The sequence below is a fragment of the Modestobacter sp. DSM 44400 genome, assembly GCF_900107175.1.
Lineage (GTDB): Bacteria > Actinomycetota > Actinomycetes > Mycobacteriales > Geodermatophilaceae > Modestobacter.
In genome coordinates, this window is the sequence record NZ_FNOZ01000022.1 from 28350 (window position 1) to 43341 (window position 14992).

14 protein-coding genes and 1 other RNA gene are annotated in these 14992 nt (G+C 73.1%); 9 read left to right on the plus strand and 6 right to left on the minus strand.

Annotated features, from left to right (window positions below; translation table 11 throughout):
- Nucleotides 1-46: 46 nt before the first annotated feature.
- Nucleotides 47-1621 (minus strand): amidase, encoded by a 1575-nt coding sequence (locus BLW04_RS14455; RefSeq protein WP_091542491.1) that lies wholly within the window; start codon nucleotides 1619-1621, stop codon nucleotides 47-49.
- Between the two features lie 50 nt (nucleotides 1622-1671).
- Between BLW04_RS14455 and BLW04_RS14460 the strand changes: the two genes are divergently transcribed.
- The 6 genes from BLW04_RS14460 to BLW04_RS14485 all read left to right on the plus strand — a co-directional run bounded on the left by BLW04_RS14460 (nucleotide 1672) and on the right by BLW04_RS14485 (nucleotide 7058).
- Complete coding sequence (locus BLW04_RS14460) at nucleotides 1672-2667, plus strand: GNAT family N-acetyltransferase (protein WP_254781550.1); 996 nt, start codon at nucleotides 1672-1674, stop codon at nucleotides 2665-2667.
- Nucleotides 2668-2759: 92 nt separating this feature from the next.
- A complete protein-coding gene (locus BLW04_RS14465; protein ID WP_091542494.1) occupies nucleotides 2760-3578 on the plus strand; it encodes a glycoside hydrolase family 25 domain-containing protein in 819 nt (272 codons plus the stop codon).
- A gap of 51 nt (nucleotides 3579-3629) precedes the next feature.
- Nucleotides 3630-4511, plus strand: a complete 882-nt coding sequence (locus BLW04_RS14470) for an SCO6745 family protein (RefSeq protein WP_091542498.1) — start codon at nucleotides 3630-3632, stop codon at nucleotides 4509-4511.
- Nucleotides 4508-5065: a carboxymuconolactone decarboxylase family protein gene (locus tag BLW04_RS14475; protein WP_217631045.1), complete on the plus strand. Its 558-nt coding sequence runs from the start codon at nucleotides 4508-4510 to the stop codon at nucleotides 5063-5065. Before BLW04_RS14470 ends, BLW04_RS14475 begins: the two co-directional genes overlap by 4 nt.
- Before the next feature lie 510 nt (nucleotides 5066-5575).
- Nucleotides 5576-5951: a transfer-messenger RNA gene (gene ssrA / locus BLW04_RS14480) on the plus strand.
- A 105-nt stretch (nucleotides 5952-6056) separates the two neighbouring features.
- Entirely contained in the window at nucleotides 6057-7058 is a 1002-nt protein-coding gene (locus BLW04_RS14485) for an aldo/keto reductase family protein (RefSeq protein WP_091542503.1), read from the plus strand.
- Between the two features lie 22 nt (nucleotides 7059-7080).
- Here BLW04_RS14485 and BLW04_RS14490 read toward each other — a convergent pair whose 3' ends face one another.
- The 3 genes from BLW04_RS14490 to BLW04_RS14500 form a co-directional block, all read right to left on the minus strand.
- Nucleotides 7081-7641: a superoxide dismutase family protein gene (locus BLW04_RS14490; protein WP_091542507.1), complete on the minus strand. Its 561-nt coding sequence runs from the start codon at nucleotides 7639-7641 to the stop codon at nucleotides 7081-7083.
- 156 nt (nucleotides 7642-7797) lie between these two features.
- Nucleotides 7798-8802 (minus strand): potassium channel family protein, encoded by a 1005-nt coding sequence (locus tag BLW04_RS14495; protein WP_254781552.1) that lies wholly within the window; start codon nucleotides 8800-8802, stop codon nucleotides 7798-7800.
- Nucleotides 8803-8934: 132 nt separating this feature from the next.
- Nucleotides 8935-10683, minus strand: a complete 1749-nt coding sequence (locus BLW04_RS14500; protein ID WP_091542513.1) for a class I adenylate-forming enzyme family protein — start codon at nucleotides 10681-10683, stop codon at nucleotides 8935-8937.
- 93 nt (nucleotides 10684-10776) lie between these two features.
- Between BLW04_RS14500 and BLW04_RS14505 the strand changes: the two genes are divergently transcribed.
- From BLW04_RS14505 to BLW04_RS14515, 3 genes are all read left to right on the plus strand, one after another.
- Nucleotides 10777-11628, plus strand: a complete 852-nt coding sequence (locus BLW04_RS14505; RefSeq protein WP_091542637.1) for a patatin-like phospholipase family protein — start codon at nucleotides 10777-10779, stop codon at nucleotides 11626-11628.
- Nucleotides 11629-11691: 63 nt separating this feature from the next.
- Nucleotides 11692-12414 carry a DsbA family oxidoreductase gene (locus BLW04_RS14510; RefSeq protein WP_091542518.1) on the plus strand — a complete coding sequence of 241 codons (723 nt, stop codon included), beginning with the start codon at nucleotides 11692-11694 and terminating at the stop codon, nucleotides 12412-12414.
- 127 nt (nucleotides 12415-12541) lie between these two features.
- Nucleotides 12542-13306 (plus strand): crotonase/enoyl-CoA hydratase family protein, encoded by a 765-nt coding sequence (locus BLW04_RS14515; RefSeq protein WP_091542641.1) that lies wholly within the window; start codon nucleotides 12542-12544, stop codon nucleotides 13304-13306.
- A gap of 64 nt (nucleotides 13307-13370) precedes the next feature.
- Here BLW04_RS14515 and BLW04_RS28445 read toward each other — a convergent pair whose 3' ends face one another.
- Nucleotides 13371-13754 carry a class I adenylate-forming enzyme family protein gene (locus BLW04_RS28445; protein WP_371327791.1) on the minus strand — a complete coding sequence of 128 codons (384 nt, stop codon included), beginning with the start codon at nucleotides 13752-13754 and terminating at the stop codon, nucleotides 13371-13373.
- Nucleotides 13700-14938, minus strand: a complete 1239-nt coding sequence (locus BLW04_RS14520; protein ID WP_254781554.1) for an AMP-binding protein — start codon at nucleotides 14936-14938, stop codon at nucleotides 13700-13702. Before BLW04_RS14520 ends, BLW04_RS28445 begins: the two co-directional genes overlap by 55 nt.
- Nucleotides 14939-14992: the final 54 nt, after the last annotated feature.

A 14992-nucleotide genomic window follows, 5' to 3' on the forward strand; every position in this document is an offset into this window, starting at 1 on the left:
TCGCGGCGGCGGGTGCCGACAGGTGTGGCGGGACCAGCGGTGACCGCTACAGCGGTGGCGTGCTCGCCGGGAGCGTGCGGTGCCCGGTGGCCTCCTCGTAGTCCTGCCCGGCGGCCAGCAGCCGCGGCTCATCGAACGGGCGGGCGAGAAACTCCACGCCCACCGGCACGCCCAGGGGTGCATCTGCCGTCGGCTCGCTGAACCCGCCGGGAACGGTGAGGGCCGGGAAGCCGGTCAGCGCCGCGAGGATTCCGTTGCGGTCCCGCTGCGCCTGCTCGGCGACAGGCTCCACGAGCCGGCTCTGCATGGGGTAGAAGAGCAGGTCGAGTCCCTGCGCGTCCATGAGTGCCAGGAGCCGCGCGCGGAGGTCGGCGATGCCGACGAGGCGCTGCGCGTACTCGGCGCTGGTCCGGCCGTCGCCGGTCTCGTCGGCGGCGGTGAGGAACGGCTGGACGGAGGGGTCGGGCAAGCCACTGGCCCGGATCTCCTCGAGCGTGTCGACCGGGGCGTCGGTGGTGGCCAGGTTGGACTCCAGCAGGGGCTCGTACTCGAAACGCTGCACGTCGTAGCTGGTCGACAGCGCGCTCGCCGTTGCGTCGAGGCTGACGTCGACAAGCGTCGCGCCCTCTGCGACGAGGTCCGCCCGCGCCTGCTCGACCACGGTGTTCACCGGTTCGTACTGCTCTCCCTCGAGCAGGAAGTCGGTGACCACGCCGATGCGGGCGCCGCCGAGACCCTCCCCATCGAGGGCGGCCAGGTAGTCGGGGAGCGTTCTCCCGGCGAGGACGTCGGTGGCGGAATCCTTCGGGTCCGCGCCGGCCATCACCTGCAGGACCGCTGCCACGTCGGCGACGGACCGCCCGATCGGGCCGGCGGCGTCCTGCGTCGAGGACACCGGCACGATTCCGTCGCGGCTGACGAGCCCGCGCGTGGGCCGCAGGCCGACGAGGTTGTTCGCCGAGGCGGGGGACCGGATCGAGTTCACCGTGTCGGTGCCCGTCCCGACCACCGCGAAGCCGGCTGCGACGCCCGCTCCGGTGCCGCCGCTGGACCCTCCCGGCGTCCGGGTGGGGTCATAGGGGTTGAGCGTCTGCCCACCCAGGGAACTGGCGGTGAAGCCGGCCACGGCGAACTCGTGGAGGTTGGACTTGCCGATGACTACCGCGCCGGCGTCGCGCAGCCGCGCCACCGTCTCCGCGTCATCCGGCGGCTGTGCGCCCGCCAGCGCGGCCGACCCGGCGGTGGTGGGCAGGTCCTCGGTGTCGTAGTTGTCCTTGAGGAGTACCGGCACGCAGTGCAGCGGACCCGCGAAACCGTGCTTCCGGTACTGCCGGTCGAGGGCCGCCGCGGTGCTCAGCGCCTTGTTGTTCACCCGCAGCACGGCCTGCAGGCTGGGGCCGCGATCGTCGTACGCCTGGATGCGGTGCAGCGACGCAGCGACCACCTCGCGGCAGGTGGTCCGGCCCCCGGCGATCGCATCGCGGATCGACGCGACGCTTGCCTGCTCGACGGGGAAGTCCGGCGCATGCGCCGCCGCCGGTCCCGCAACGTTGGTGCCGACGATCAGCGCACTCGCCTCAACCGCCGCAGCGACTGCCCGTCCGCGGCCGATGCTGCTCATGCCGGGTGACTGTAACGAGCACAGCGGTGACAGCACTAGCCTGCAATCCCGTGACCTCCGCTCCGCTCGCCCTGCCCGAGGGCCTCACCGCCCGGCCGATGCGCCCGAACGACGTCGTCGCCATCGTGGCCCTGGAGACGGCCGCTGAGCCGGTCGACGACACGGGGACGCACGAGAGCCCCGAGGACCTCACCGCCTGGTTCGTCAACGACCTGGTCGACCTGGACCTCGACACCCGCGTGGTGCTGACTGCCGGGGGAGAGCTGATCGGCTGGGCGAGCGCCATCGCGCCACCCACCTTCCGGGACGCCTACGGGGTGCACCTCGAGGGGCGGGTGCACACGGACTGGCGGGGCCGCGGCATCGGCCGGGCGCTGCTGGCCTGGCAGCTCGAGCGCGGCACCGAGCTGCACGCGGAGCGGCACCCGGAGATGCCGGCCCGGCTGACGGCGACGGTCTACACGACGATGCCCTCGCTGGAGGCGCTGCTGCGCCGGGCCGGGCTGGAGCAGGTCCGCTGGTTCTTCCACATGGAGCGCCCGCTCACCGACCTCCCGCCCCGCCGCCGCGTCGAGGGACTGGACCTGGTCCCGTTCAGCTGGGACCGGGACGAGGACGTCCGGGCAGCCCACAACGCCGCCTTCACCGAGCACTACGGCTCCAGCGAGCGCGACGTCGCCTCCTGGCAGGTCATGTTCACCGGCCAACCGTCGTTCCGCCCGGACCTCTCGGTGCTGGCGATCGAGGACGGCGCCGTCCTGGGGTACGCGCTGTCCTACGTGTCCGAGGCGACCGCTGCGGCCACCGGGTCCCGGGAGAGCTACTTCGGCCAGATCGGCGTCGTCCCGGCCGCCCGGGGGCGCGGACTGTCCAAAGCGGTGATCATCGAGGCGCTGCACGCCGCTGCCGCGCGCGACTGCCAGACCGCCGGGCTGGAGGTCGACAGCGAGAACGTCACCGGCGCCCTCGGCCTCTACGAGAGCCTCGGGTTCGCCACGCACCGCACCCAGGTCTCCTGGTCGCACCTGCTCGACCCGCTGCGCTGACCCAGGCATAGGAAGCTTTCCCCCCGGTTTCGGCCCGAAAACCGGGTGGAGAGCTTCCTATGCCTCGTCGTTTCGGTGTTAGCGTCCCGGCGATGAGGCGCACCGTGCAGTCGATGGTCGTCGCCGGGCTGGCTCTCGCCGGAGTGTTCCTGGCCGGGCCGACGGCGGCGGACGCTGCACCCGCGGCCCCGTCGACCGGGGGCTACGACGTGTCCCATCCGCAGTGCGGCACGACTCTGCCGTCCACCCGGGCGTTCGCGATCGTCGGGGTGAACGGCGGCACCGCTGCCACGACCAACCCCTGCCTGGCTCCGCAGCTGCGGTGGGCGGCGGCGTCCTCGGGCGCTGTGCCCACCCAGCCGAAGGTCCAGCTGTACGTGAACACGGCGAACCCCGGGCAGGTCATCGACCAGGTGACCACTTGGCCCACCACCGGCCAGAACCGCTACGGCACGTGCGACGGCTCGAACAGCGCCGCCTGCTCCTACCAGTACGGCAAGGAGCGCGCCGCCAACGACGTGCGCATCCTCGATCCGGCCGCCCGGTCCGCAGGCGTCAGCGTCGCCGCCGGCGCGTACACGTGGTGGCTGGACGTCGAGACCGGCAACACCTGGCAGACCGGGTCCAGTGCCGCCCTGGCGCGCAACCGGGCCACCCTCGAGGGGATGGCCGAGAGCCTGACAGCGGCGGGCGGCCGGGTCGGTATCTACTCGACCTCGACCCAGTGGCGGCAGATCGTCGGCACGGTGCCGTCGGCCAGCTCCCTGTCCCCGCTCCCGAGCTGGCTGGCCGGTGCCACGACGCTGAACGGCGCCCGCACCAACTGCGCGAAGGCGCCCCTCACGCGGGGCCCCGTCGTGCTCGCGCAGTACGTCGCCGGCGGACTCGACCGCAACCGCTCCTGCAGCTGACCCCGCAGTCGCCACGCTGGCCGGGAAGAACCTTTCGCTAGGGTCCGCCGCATGGTCAGCGTCGATCGTCCCGCCCCTGTCGACCTGCGGCTGGTGAGCCGGGCGCACCGACGGCTGGACCCGCTGCATTCGCACGTCTACTTCGCCCCCGAGACCGACGAGCACCTCGTCGCGGCCGGGCTGCGGCCGGGCCGGATGGTCTACTTCGCCGGCCGCGCTGCCCCGATGGGCGCGGTCGGGCCCGGTGCGGTGACGGCGACCTTCTACAACTTCGCCCCCTCCATCGTGGCCCGGCACATCCCGCGGGCATGGACGCTGGCCAGCCCCGAGCAGGTACTGGCCGCCAGGGCCGCCGCCGCCCGGGCATCGCTGACCCGGCTGCTCGGCGGCCAGGAGGTAGCCGCCGATCCCGAGGTCCCCGAGCTCGCCGAGCTGCTGCGCGAGGCAACCACCGCGCTCACGCCGGAGGGCCGCCCGCTCTACGCCGGGCACGCCGACCTGCCCTGGCCCGAGGAGCCGGTGCTGCAGCTCTGGCACGCGGTCAGCCTGCTGCGCGAGCACCGCGGCGACGGGCACGTGGCCAGCCTGCTCCGGCACGGGCTGAGCGGGGTGGAGGCGCTGATCACCCACACGCTGAGCGGCCGGGGGTTCACCCAGCAGGCGGCGCAGGCCACCCGCGGCTGGTCCGACGAGGAGTGGGCCGCGGCGGTCGACCGGCTCACCGCCCGCGGCCTGGTCGCCGACGGCGCGCTCACCGACGCCGGTCAGCAGCTGCGCGCCGCGGTCGAACAGGAGACCGACGAGCTGTCGGCCGCGCCGTTCGTCCACCTCGGCACCGACCGGACCGAGCGGGTCGCGGAGCTGGCCGGCCTGCTCAGCAGCCGGCTCGTCGCCAACGGGGCGTTCCCCGTCGGCGTGCTGGCAGCCGGTTGACCGGCTCCGGGGCGCGGCTGCCCGACCCGCCCGAGGATGGCGACCCGGCGACGGCCGCCGCCGCTGCCGTGCTGCGCGCCCGGCGCCGGGGCGAGCTCTCCGGGCTGGACCGGATGCTGCTGTACAGCCCGCCGGTCGCCGAGGGCTGGAGCGCGCTGCTCGGTGCGCTGCGCAACCGGACGACGCTGACCCCGGACCTCACGGAGCTCGCCGTGCTGCGGATCTCGGTGCTCAACGACGCGCCCTTCGAGTGGACGTCGCACGAGCCGGCCGCCCGCCGCGCCGGGGTGACCGACGAGCAGCTCGTCGCGCTGCGGACCCTCGACGCCACCGAGGCGCCGGTGTTCTCCCCGGTCCAGGCGCTGGCGCTGCGGTTCACCGATGCCTCCAGCCGGGCGATCGCCGTCCCGGATGCGCTGTTCGCCGAGCTGCGGGAGCACCTGGACGACCGGCAGGTCGTCGAGCTGGCCGCCATCGTGGCCGGGTACGCGATGGTGTCGCGGTTCCTGGTGGCCCTGCGGGTGCCGCCGGGCGACGGCGAGGTCAGCGGCTGAGCCGCCACCTGCCGTTCGCCCGCCCGAGGGTGCCCGCAGGTGGCGCCGCGTGTCACCATGGACGACGGCCCGCTCACCGCACGCCGGCCCCTGGGACGTCGGGAGGTGACCGGTTCGATGCGCACTACGCCGCTCTGCAGCGAGCCCCCCAGTTCCAGTCCCGAGGTCTCTCCCCGCTGACGCCCCCGGTCACTCGCTGATCGCGGCGGGCGCTTGCGCGATGGGGACCTCCTCGACGTCCCCATCTCCGCGTCCTCCGGGAGCCCGTCGTGACCGACCGCCGTCGCACTGCCCGTAGCGCGCCGAGCTGGACTGGCGGTTCGGCTACCCGGTGGCGCTGTGCCTGATGGCACTGGTCAGTGTCGTCCTGCACTCGTGATCAAGCGGCGCGACTGGATCTGACGGCCCGGCTCCTGCAAGAGCGGGGGACGGCGACCCGGCCGGGGACGCCACGCGCCCGGTGGAACACGCCGGGGCCGGCAGGCGTTAGTCTCCCTGCATAACTGCACAGGGGGTGATTGGTCTCGACTTCGGTCGGATGACCAGGGGAAGCGAGCCGAGGAAGGCAACGATGAGCTCGTTAACCATCCGTTGCAAAAAACACAAGCGCCGATTCCAATCAGCGCGACTTCGCTCTCGCTGCCTAACAGCAGCTAGGCGAGTCTGTCAGCCCGGGTTCGTCATCGGCCCGGATCCTGGCATCAGCTAGATGACTCACTGCGCGTGCCGGTCGCGGGCACGCGCGGGACACCAAACAGCGACTGGGCCCGTCACACCGACTTGTTCGTAGGATCGGTGGGGCCGAGTAGAGGCAGCGCGAACTGCGCTCGGAGAAGCCCTGGTGATGCGCCGGAGGACGCGGGTTCGATTCCCGCCACCTCCACACCCCGTTCCACGCGAGAGCCCGGCAGGTCGTCGACCTGCCGGGCTCCCGCGCGTTCGGGACCTTCGGCGTCCTGCCCCGGGCGCGCGTCTCAGGTAGACACCGGGCATGGAGTTCCGACACCTCGGCCGCAGCGGCCTGAAGATCAGCGAGATCACCTACGGAAACTGGATCACCCACGGGGGACAGGTCGAGGCCGACGCCGCGACCGCCTGCGTGTGCGCGGCCCTGGACGCCGGTATCACCACCTTCGACACCGCCGACGGCTACGCCGAGGGCCGGGCGGAGCAGGTGCTGGGCAAGGCGCTGGCCGGTGAGCGCCGCGGCGGCATCGAGGTCTTCACCAAGGTCTACTGGCCGACCGGCCCCGGCGCCAACGACCGCGGCCTGTCCCATAAGCACATCCGCGAGTCGATCGAGGGCTCGCTGCGCCGGCTGGGGCTGGACTACGTCGACCTCTACCAGGCGCACCGCTACGACTACGAGACCCCGCTCGAGGAGACGATGGAGGCCTTCGCCGCCGTGGTCCGCGCGGGCCAGGCGCTCTACATCGGCGTCTCCGAGTGGCGGGCGGAGGAGATCCGGGCGGCCAAGGTGCTGGCCGACGAGCTGCACGTCCCCCTGGTGTCCAACCAGCCGCAGTACTCCGCGCTGCACCGGGTGCCCGAGACCGAGGTCATCCCGACCTGCCGGGAGCTGGGCATCAGCCAGGTCGTCTTCTCCCCGATCGCGCAGGGCGTGCTGACCGGCAAGTACCTGCCGGGGCAGCCGGTGCCGGAGGGCTCGCGGGCCACCGACCAGAAGGGCGGGGGAGCGGGCTTCATCTCCCGCTGGATGAAGGACGACGTGCTGGAGCGGGTCCAGAACCTGGTGCCCATTGCCGCCGACCTCGGCCTGTCGATGGGCGCCCTGGCCGTGGCCTGGGTGCTGCAGGAGGAGAACGTCGCGGCCGCGATCATCGGTGCCAGCCGCCCCGAGCAGGTGCGGGACAACGTTCAGGCCGTCGGCGTCCGGCTGGACCCGGAGGTCAAGACGCGGATCGACGAGGTGCTGGCCCCGGTCGCGGTGACCGACCCGGCCCTGACCCGGAGCCCTGACCCGCGGCCCTGATCGGCGTGCCGGCGCGGAGTAGTCAGCCGGAGATCTCCGCGCAGGCGACCCGACTGCGCAGCGGTCCGTCCGCCGGCGCCGCCGGGTCGACGGCGGCGTGGATGATCAGCGCTGTGCCGTCCTCGTCGAGCAACTCGTCGAGGTTGCTGGTGCTCACCAGGCTGGTCAGCCGACCGACCTCCTCCTCGCCGACCACCAGCGACGGGAGGTCGCCCGGGTCCTCGGTGAACACGATGAGGTCACCGGCCGAGAAGAAATCGCCGATCAGGCCCGGATCGGCGGCAGACGCGCTGGCCGGCTCGCAGATGCCGACCCCGTAGAGGCCCACCGGATGGGCACCAGTTGTCAACCCGCTGGCGTCCAGCTCGACCTCTACGCCGGTGGCGGTGTCGGTGAAGGTGGCGGTCCCCAGCCGGCTGCCCTCCGGATCGGTCAACTCCGACGTGACCTCCACCGGGACCACGGGCGGCTCGGTGACCTCGCCGTCCGACCCGTCGGCGCTCCTTTCGTCGCTCATCGGGCCGTTGCTGCAGGCGGCGAGGACCAGGACCGCGGCGGCTGCCGGGACGAGCGAACACTTCACGAGGACTCCTAGGATCGGGACGCGCGATCCCGATCCCGTGCCCCTCTCGTCGCCCGGGACACCCGGGGCATGGAGTCGTCACACACCCGTGACCACCCCGGCCTGCTGCGCTGCCCGCTCCCGGTGTGGCAAGTGGGGGAGCGACCGGCCGGGCGGTCAGCGCCGGGACTTGACGACCACCAGCTGGTCCTCGCTCTGCAGGGTGCCGATCAACGGGTCGTCGAAGCGCAGCGAGCGACCACCGCGGGTGACCGACAGGACGACATCCTGCAGTTGCCGCGGGCTCAGTCCCACCTCGGACTGGCCCACCTGGCGCTGGACGAGGTCCAGGCCGCGGCCGGCGGTCAGCAGGTCCTCGACCACCGCCACCACCCGCGGGCTGTCGGTCGACAGGCCGAGCAGCCGCCCGGCGGCCGCCGACGAGGTGATCACCGAGTCGGCGCCGGACTGGCGCAGCAGGCTGGCGTTCTCCTCCTCGCGAACGCTCGCGGTGATCGGCACGGTCGGGTTGAGCTGGCGCACGGTGAGCACGATCAGCACCGCCGCATCGTCCCGGTTGGCCGCGACGATGACCGCTCGGGCCCTCTCCACCGACGTCCGCCGCAGCACCTCGGCGCGGCCGGCGTCGCCGACCACCCCGGTGAAGCCCGAGGCGGTGGCCTCCTCGATGGCGGCCGGGTCGGAGTCGACCACCACGATGGACTCGGGTGCGGTGCCGTTCCCCAGCAGGGCGCGGATGGCGCTGCGCCCCTTGGTGCCGTAACCGCACACGACGACGTGCTGGCGCACGCGAGACCTCCAGCGTCGGATCCGGAACTCCTCCCGGGAACTCGCGGTGAGCGCCTCGAGAGTCGTGCCGATCAGGATGAGCAGGAACATGATCCGCAGCGGGGTGATCAGCAGGATGTTGATCAGTCGGGCGCTGGGCGTGACCGGGACGATGTCGCCGTAGCCGGTGGTCGACAGGCTCACCGTGGCGTAGTACGTGGCGTCCAGGACGCTGATCTCGCCGCCGTTGTTGTCGACGTAGCCGTCGCGGCCGGTGTAGACGATGAGCACACAGGCGATGAGCACGAGCGAGGCGACGACGACCCGGCGCCAGACCTGCCGGGTGGAGGACTCCTCGGTGTGGGCGAGGTGCACGCCGCCGTGGTCGCTCACCACCCGGTGTCGCCCCCGTGCACGGGCCGGTCGTTGGTCACCCGGCGGACAGTAACGACTGCCGCCGGGGCTGGGTCGTCCGGCGGCTGGGCGCTACGGGTCATCGCTGTCCGGCGCGGCGCCGCCGGGATCTCAGCCCGCGGCGGTCTCCCGCTCCCGAGCGGCGAGCTCGCGCTTGAGCACCTTGCCCGCCGGCGAGACCGGCAGGGCGTCGACGAACACCACGTCGCGCAGCCGCTTGTAGGGGGTGACCTGCTCGTTGATGGTCGCCATCACGCCCGCGCCGGTGAGCGCCGCGCCGGCGGCATCGGCCCGGCGCACCACGTAGGCCACCGGCAGTTCGCCCGCCTCGGGATCGGGCCGGCCGACGACCGCAGCCGCGGCGACGCCGGGCGTGCCGAACAGCAGCTCCTCGAGCTCGCGAGGAAACACGTTGTAGCCCTTGTAGAGCAGCATGTCCTTGGTCCGGTCGACGATCGACAGGTAGCCGTCGGCGTCCAGCACGCCGACGTCGCCGCTGTGGAACCAGCCCTCAGGGTCGATCGACTCGGCGGTGGCATCGGGACGCCGGGCGTAGCCGCGCATCACCTGTGGCCCGCGAATGCACACCTCACCGCGCTCGCCGACCGGCAGCGCGTCCCCGCCGCCGAGCGGCCGGATGCTGATCTCGGTGTCCGGGATCGGGACGCCGACCGTGCCCGGCTTGCGGATCCCCGACGTGTGCGACGGGTTGCCGGTGGCCTGCATGGTCACCTCGGTCAGCCCGTACCCCTCGCCGATCACCGCACCCGGCACGAGCGCCTTCATCCGCTCGATCAGCGAAACCGGCAGCGGGGCGGCGCCACTGGCGAAGCCGTGCACGCTGGACAGGTCGGCGTCGGCGATCCCGGCCACCTGTAGCAGGGCGACGAAGACCGGCGGGGCGCCGCCGATGCCGGTGACCCGGTACCGGACGGCGTCGGCGACGTAGGCCACCGGGTCGAACCGGTCGTGGATGACCACCGTGGAGCCGCCCATCACCTGGCCGTTGAGGTAGCCGATGACGCCCATGGCGTGGAACCACGGGGTCAGGTTGATCCCGGTCGCCGTCCCGAGCCGGACGGGGTGCTCCTCGGGGCTGCCCACCTGGTCGAGGGTGACGTCGCCGTCGGAGTCCAGGGCGGGCAGCGACCCGGTGCTGAAGCAGGCCGACTGCAGGACGTTGGTGACCACCGCGCGGTGCGGCAGCTCGACGCCCTTGCTCACCCCGGTGGTGCCGCCGGTGTAGGCCAGGTGGGCGAGGTCGGTCTCCGGGTCGACGGCGGCATCTCGGTGCGTGTCGGTGGGATCGGCGGCGAGCAGCTCGCCCAGGGAGACAGCGGGCACCGCGAAGCCGGTGAGGTCCACGGGCGCCGACGGGTCGGCGATCTGCTGCGGCCCGGTGACCACCACGGTCTGCACCGCGGTCTCCGGCAGGGCCGCGCGGACCACGCCCAGCGCCGGCTCCCAGGTGACCACCGCGCGGGCACCGGCGTCGCTGAGCTGGGAGGCGAGGGCGGCCGGGGGCAGCAGCGGGTTCGTGGGGGAGAAGGTCGCCCCGGCCAGCAGCACGCCGTAGTAGACGGCCGGGTACTGCAGGCAGTTGGGCAGGTGGACGGCGACCACGTCGCCCCTTCCGATGCCGAGCTCGGCCAGCCCGGCGGCGACGGAGTGCGCCCGGCGGCCGAGCTCGGTGTAGGACAGCTCGACGTCGTGGTGAATGAACGCGGTGTGGCCGCCCCAGCGGCGGACGGCGGCCCGCAGGATCGACCCGACCGGCATCTGCGGGTAGTCCAGCGACCGGGGAAGGCCGGGCGGCCAGGTCGTCGGGGTCGCGCTGGCAGGGGTGTCCGTCGGGGGCATCCGTCGTCCTTCGTTCCGGCAGCAGTGCTCGCCCGCATCGTGGCGCACGTCACCCTGCGCGCGGACACCGGCCCCGTACGTGAAAATGTCGCGATGAGCGAGCAGCGCACCGCACTCGTGCTGGGTGGCGGCGGCATCACCGGGATCGCGTGGGAGCTCGGCCTGGTTGCCGGGCTCGCCGAGGCCGGCGTCGACCTCAGGACGGCCGACCTGGTGGTCGGCACGTCGGCAGGGTCGGTGGTCGGCGCCCAGCTGACCAGCGGCACGGCCCTCGAGGACCTCTACGCCCGCCAGCTGGAGCCGCCGACGCAGGAGCGTGCCGCGCGGATGACCCGGGGGGTGCTGGTCCGCTACGGCCTGGCGATGCTGCGCGCCCGCCGGGACGACGTCGCCTTCCGCCGCCGGGTCGGCCAGCTCGCCCGTAAGGCCGCCGATTCCGGGCTGACACCGACCGAGGACGAGCGTCGCGCGGCGATCACGTCGCGGCTGCCGTCGGCCGAGTGGCCCGACCGGCCGTTCGTGGTCACCGCGGTGGACGCCGAGAGCGGTGAGTTCACCCGCTTCACCCGCGACTCCGGGGTCGAGCTGGTGGCCGCGGTCGGCGCCAGCTGCGCCGTCCCCGGGGTGTACCCGCCGGTCACCATCGACGGCCGGCGCTACGTCGACGGCGGCATGCGCTCGGCGGCCAACGCCGACCTGGCCGAGGGCTACGACCGGATCGTGGTGCTGGCTCCCATTGCGCGCGGCGTCGGCCCGATGGCCAGCGTCGACGCGCAGGTCACCGGCCTGGTCAGCCGGGTCGCCGTGGTCTCCCCGGACGAGGGCAGCCGGACTGCGATCGGCAAGAACGTGCTCGACCCGGCCGCACGGGCGGCCTCGGCGGGGGCCGGGCGCGCGCAGGCGGCGTCGGTCGCCGCCCGGGTCGCCGACGTCTGGACCGGCTGAGCCCTCGACGTGGCCCCGTGGCGCTCCGGGAAGAGCGCGGGGGGCGGAGGCGTTAGGGCCGGCATGAAGGTCGAGATCTGGTCCGACGTCGTCTGTCCCTGGTGCCACATCGGCAAGCGCCGATTCGAGGCGGCCCTGGCGCAGTTCCCGCACCGCGAGCAGGTCGAGGTCGAGTGGAAGGCATTCGAGCTCGATCCGCACGCCACGTCCGCTCCCGCCGGTCAGCCCGCGGACCGCGCCGGGTACGCCGAGCGGCTGGCCGCCAAGTACGGCAGCGACCTGGCCGGTGCGCAGCAGATGATCGATACGATGACCGCGCAGGCGGCTGCAGAGGGCCTGGACTTCCGCTTCGACCGTGCCGTGCGGGCCAACACCGTCGACGCGCACCAGGTCATCCACCTGGCCGGGCTGCGTGGCGTGCAGGACGCCGTCAAGGAGCGGTTGCTGCGTGCGTACTTCACCGAGGGCGAGGGCGTCGGCGACCGGGACACTCTGGTCCGGCTGGCCGCCGAGGTCGGGCTGGACGCCGATGAGGTCCGGGCCGTCCTCGACGAGCAGCGCTACGTCGGTGCGGTGCGGGCGGACGAGGCCGAGGCACAGGCCCTCGGCATCAGCGGGGTGCCCTTCTTCGTCGTCGACCGGCGGTACGGGGTCTCGGGGGCGCAGCCGGCCGAGGCGTTCGTCGAGGTGCTGGAGCGGGCCTGGGCGGAGCGGTCGCCGCTGGTCATGGCCGCCGGCGGGTCCGGCGACGGCACTGTCTGCGGCCCGGACGGCTGCTCCGTCTGAGCTCAGACGAAGTCGAGACCTGGCGGCCCGTTCCGATGATCGTGGCGCCGAAACCGCCCGGGGCGCCCCCCGGTGGTCGGGGCGCCATGATCGCGGGAGCGGAATGAGCTGACGAGGGAGACGAGTGATGGCTGATCCGGTGCTGGTCGAGGTATCCGACGGGGTCGGCGTGCTGACCCTGAACCGGCCGGAGGCGAAGAACGCCGTCGACCTGGCGACGACGGAGTCGCTGGCTGCCGCGGTCGACGACCTGGAGGCCCGCGCGGACGTCGCCGTCCTGGTGCTGACCGGCGCCGGCGGCACCTTCTGCGCCGGGATGGACCTCAAGGCGTTCTCCCGCGGCGAACGCCCGCGGATCGAGGGTCGCGGTTTCGCCGGGCTCACCGAGGCGCCGCCGGCCAAGCCGCTGATCGCCGCCGTCGAGGGCTGGGCGCTGGCCGGTGGGTTCGAGCTGGCGCTGACCGCGGACCTCATCGTGGCCGCGCGCGACGCCCGCTTCGGCATCCCCGAGGTCAAGCGCGGCCTGTTCGCCGCCGGTGGCGGGGTGCTGCGGCTGCCCAAGACGCTGAGCTACCAGCGGGCCATGGAGCTCGCGCTGACCGGGGACCCGCTGTCGGCTGAAGAGGCGCACCGCTTCGGCCTTGTCAACGTGCTGACCGAGCCCGGCGGAGCACTCGAGGGCGCCCGCGCGCTGGCGGCCCGGATCGCGGCCAACGGGCCCCTCGCCGTGCGGGCGACGAAGAAGCTCATCGCCGGCGCCGTGGGGTGGACCGACCGGGAGGCGCTGGAGATGCAGCGCGAGCTCTCCGAGTCGGTGTTCGCCTCCGCCGACGCCCAGGAGGGCGCCCGCGCCTTCGCCGAGAAGCGGGCGCCGGTCTGGCGCGGTGAGTGAGCCGGTCTGGCGCGGTGAGTGAGCGGAGTCCCAGGGCGCGGAAAACGCGTCCCTGGCACTCCATTCAGACCGCCGGGTCGGACACCAGCGCCCCGGCCGAGTGCTCGGTGCGCAGCTGGGTCTTGAGCACCTTGCCGCTGGGGTTGCGGGGCAGCGCCGGCACGATCGACCACTCGCGCGGGCACTTGTAGTGCGCCAGCCGCTCGCGACACCAGGTGGTCAGCTCGGCCGGCGTCGGCGGGGCCGCCGGATCGCGGGGAGCGACGACGGCCAGCGGCGCCTCGCCGTACCGGGCTTCCGGGACGCCGATCAACGCGACCTCGGCGACCCCCGGGTGACCGGCCAGCACGTCCTCCACCTCCGCGCAGTACACGTTCTCGCCGCCGGTGATGATCATGTCCTTCTTGCGGTCGACGACGTAGAAATAGCCCTCGTCGTCCTGTCGCACCAGGTCACCGGAGTGGAACCAGCCCCCGGCGAACGCGAGAGCGGTCTCCTCCGGCTTGCCCAGTACTCGGTCATCACCATCGGTGAGCGGTAGACGATCTCGCCTACCTCACCCTGCGGCACGTCGACCATCGCGTCGTCGACCACGCGCACCTCGACGTTGAGCATCGGGGTGCCCACCGAGCCGATCTTCCGCACCGAGTCCCTGCCGCGCAGGAAGCAGGTGACCGGCGAGCATTCGGTCTGCCCGAATGCGGTGACCACCTCGGCCTGCGGAAAGGCCGTCATCATCGTGCGCAGCAGCGTCGTGGACGCCGGGGCGGCGCCCCAGGAGATGCGGCGCAGCGCCGACAGGTCGCGGTCGGCCAGGCCGGGCACCGCGCAGATCGCCTGCCACTGCGCCGACACGTAGAACGCGCTGGACACTCGCTCACGTTCGAGCTCGTCGACCGTGGCGACAGGATCGAACGCCCCCGAGCGGGTGAGCACGAAGGTGCCGCCGATCAGCAGCAGCGGCAGCATCCCGGAGACCGCGGCGATGTGGAACAGCGGCGCCCCACTCAGCCCGACCCGGTCGTCGGGTCCCCAGCCGAGGTGCGTGACGTGGCTGAAGGCGTGCATCAGCAGGTTGCGGTGGGTGAGGACGGCGCCCTTGGGCTTGCCCGTCGTCCCCGAGGTGTACATCAGGAACGCCGGGTCACCCTCGTCCACCGGGTACTCGACCGGTTCGGGTGATGCGGCGGCCAGCGCGTCCTCGTACCCCGGGCCGACGGTCAGCACGGTATGCAGTTCCGGCGCAGCGCCGCGGGCCTTGGCGGCGAGGCCGGCCAGTGCCGGGTCGACCACCAGCGCGGCCGCGCCGCTGTCGGACAGCGCATACCCGACCTCGTCGGCGACGAGCCGGAAGTTCACCGGGACGGCGATGGCACCGAGCCGGGCCGCGGCCAGGAACGACTCCACGCCCTCCAGCCCGTTGAGCGTGAGGACGGCGACCCGGTCGCCGCGGCGCACGCCGCGGTCGGCCAGCGCGGCGGCCAGCCGGGTGACCCGCTCGTCGAGCTCGGCGTAACTGCGCCCGGAGCCGGCGAACCGCAGCGCGGGCGCGTCGGGCCTCGACCGGGCGTGCCGGGCCACCTGGTCGGCGATGGTCATGCCGCGCCACCGGGCCGTGCGCTGGTCGCTCATGGGGTTCCTCACCGACGCCGGTTGTGACCTGCGCCATGCTGTCGGCGACAGCCC

Bases quoted from the DNA above. Each gene is read 5' to 3' on its own strand.
- BLW04_RS14455 (WP_091542491.1), bottom strand. From the start codon at position 1,621: ATGAGCAGCATCGGCCGCGGACGGGCAGTCGCTGCGGCGGTTGAGGCG.
- BLW04_RS14465 (WP_091542494.1), top strand. From the start codon at position 2,760: ATGAGGCGCACCGTGCAGTCGATGGTCGTCGCCGGGCTGGCTCTCGCC.
- BLW04_RS14470 (WP_091542498.1), top strand. From the start codon at position 3,630: ATGGTCAGCGTCGATCGTCCCGCCCCTGTCGACCTGCGGCTGGTGAGC.
- BLW04_RS14485 (WP_091542503.1), top strand. From the start codon at position 6,057: ATGGAGTTCCGACACCTCGGCCGCAGCGGCCTGAAGATCAGCGAGATC.
- BLW04_RS14500 (WP_091542513.1), bottom strand. From the start codon at position 10,683: ATGCCCCCGACGGACACCCCTGCCAGCGCGACCCCGACGACCTGGCCG.
- BLW04_RS14505 (WP_091542637.1), top strand. From the start codon at position 10,777: ATGAGCGAGCAGCGCACCGCACTCGTGCTGGGTGGCGGCGGCATCACC.
- BLW04_RS14510 (WP_091542518.1), top strand. From the start codon at position 11,692: ATGAAGGTCGAGATCTGGTCCGACGTCGTCTGTCCCTGGTGCCACATC.
- BLW04_RS14515 (WP_091542641.1), top strand. From the start codon at position 12,542: ATGGCTGATCCGGTGCTGGTCGAGGTATCCGACGGGGTCGGCGTGCTG.
- BLW04_RS14520 (WP_254781554.1), bottom strand. From the start codon at position 14,938: ATGAGCGACCAGCGCACGGCCCGGTGGCGCGGCATGACCATCGCCGAC.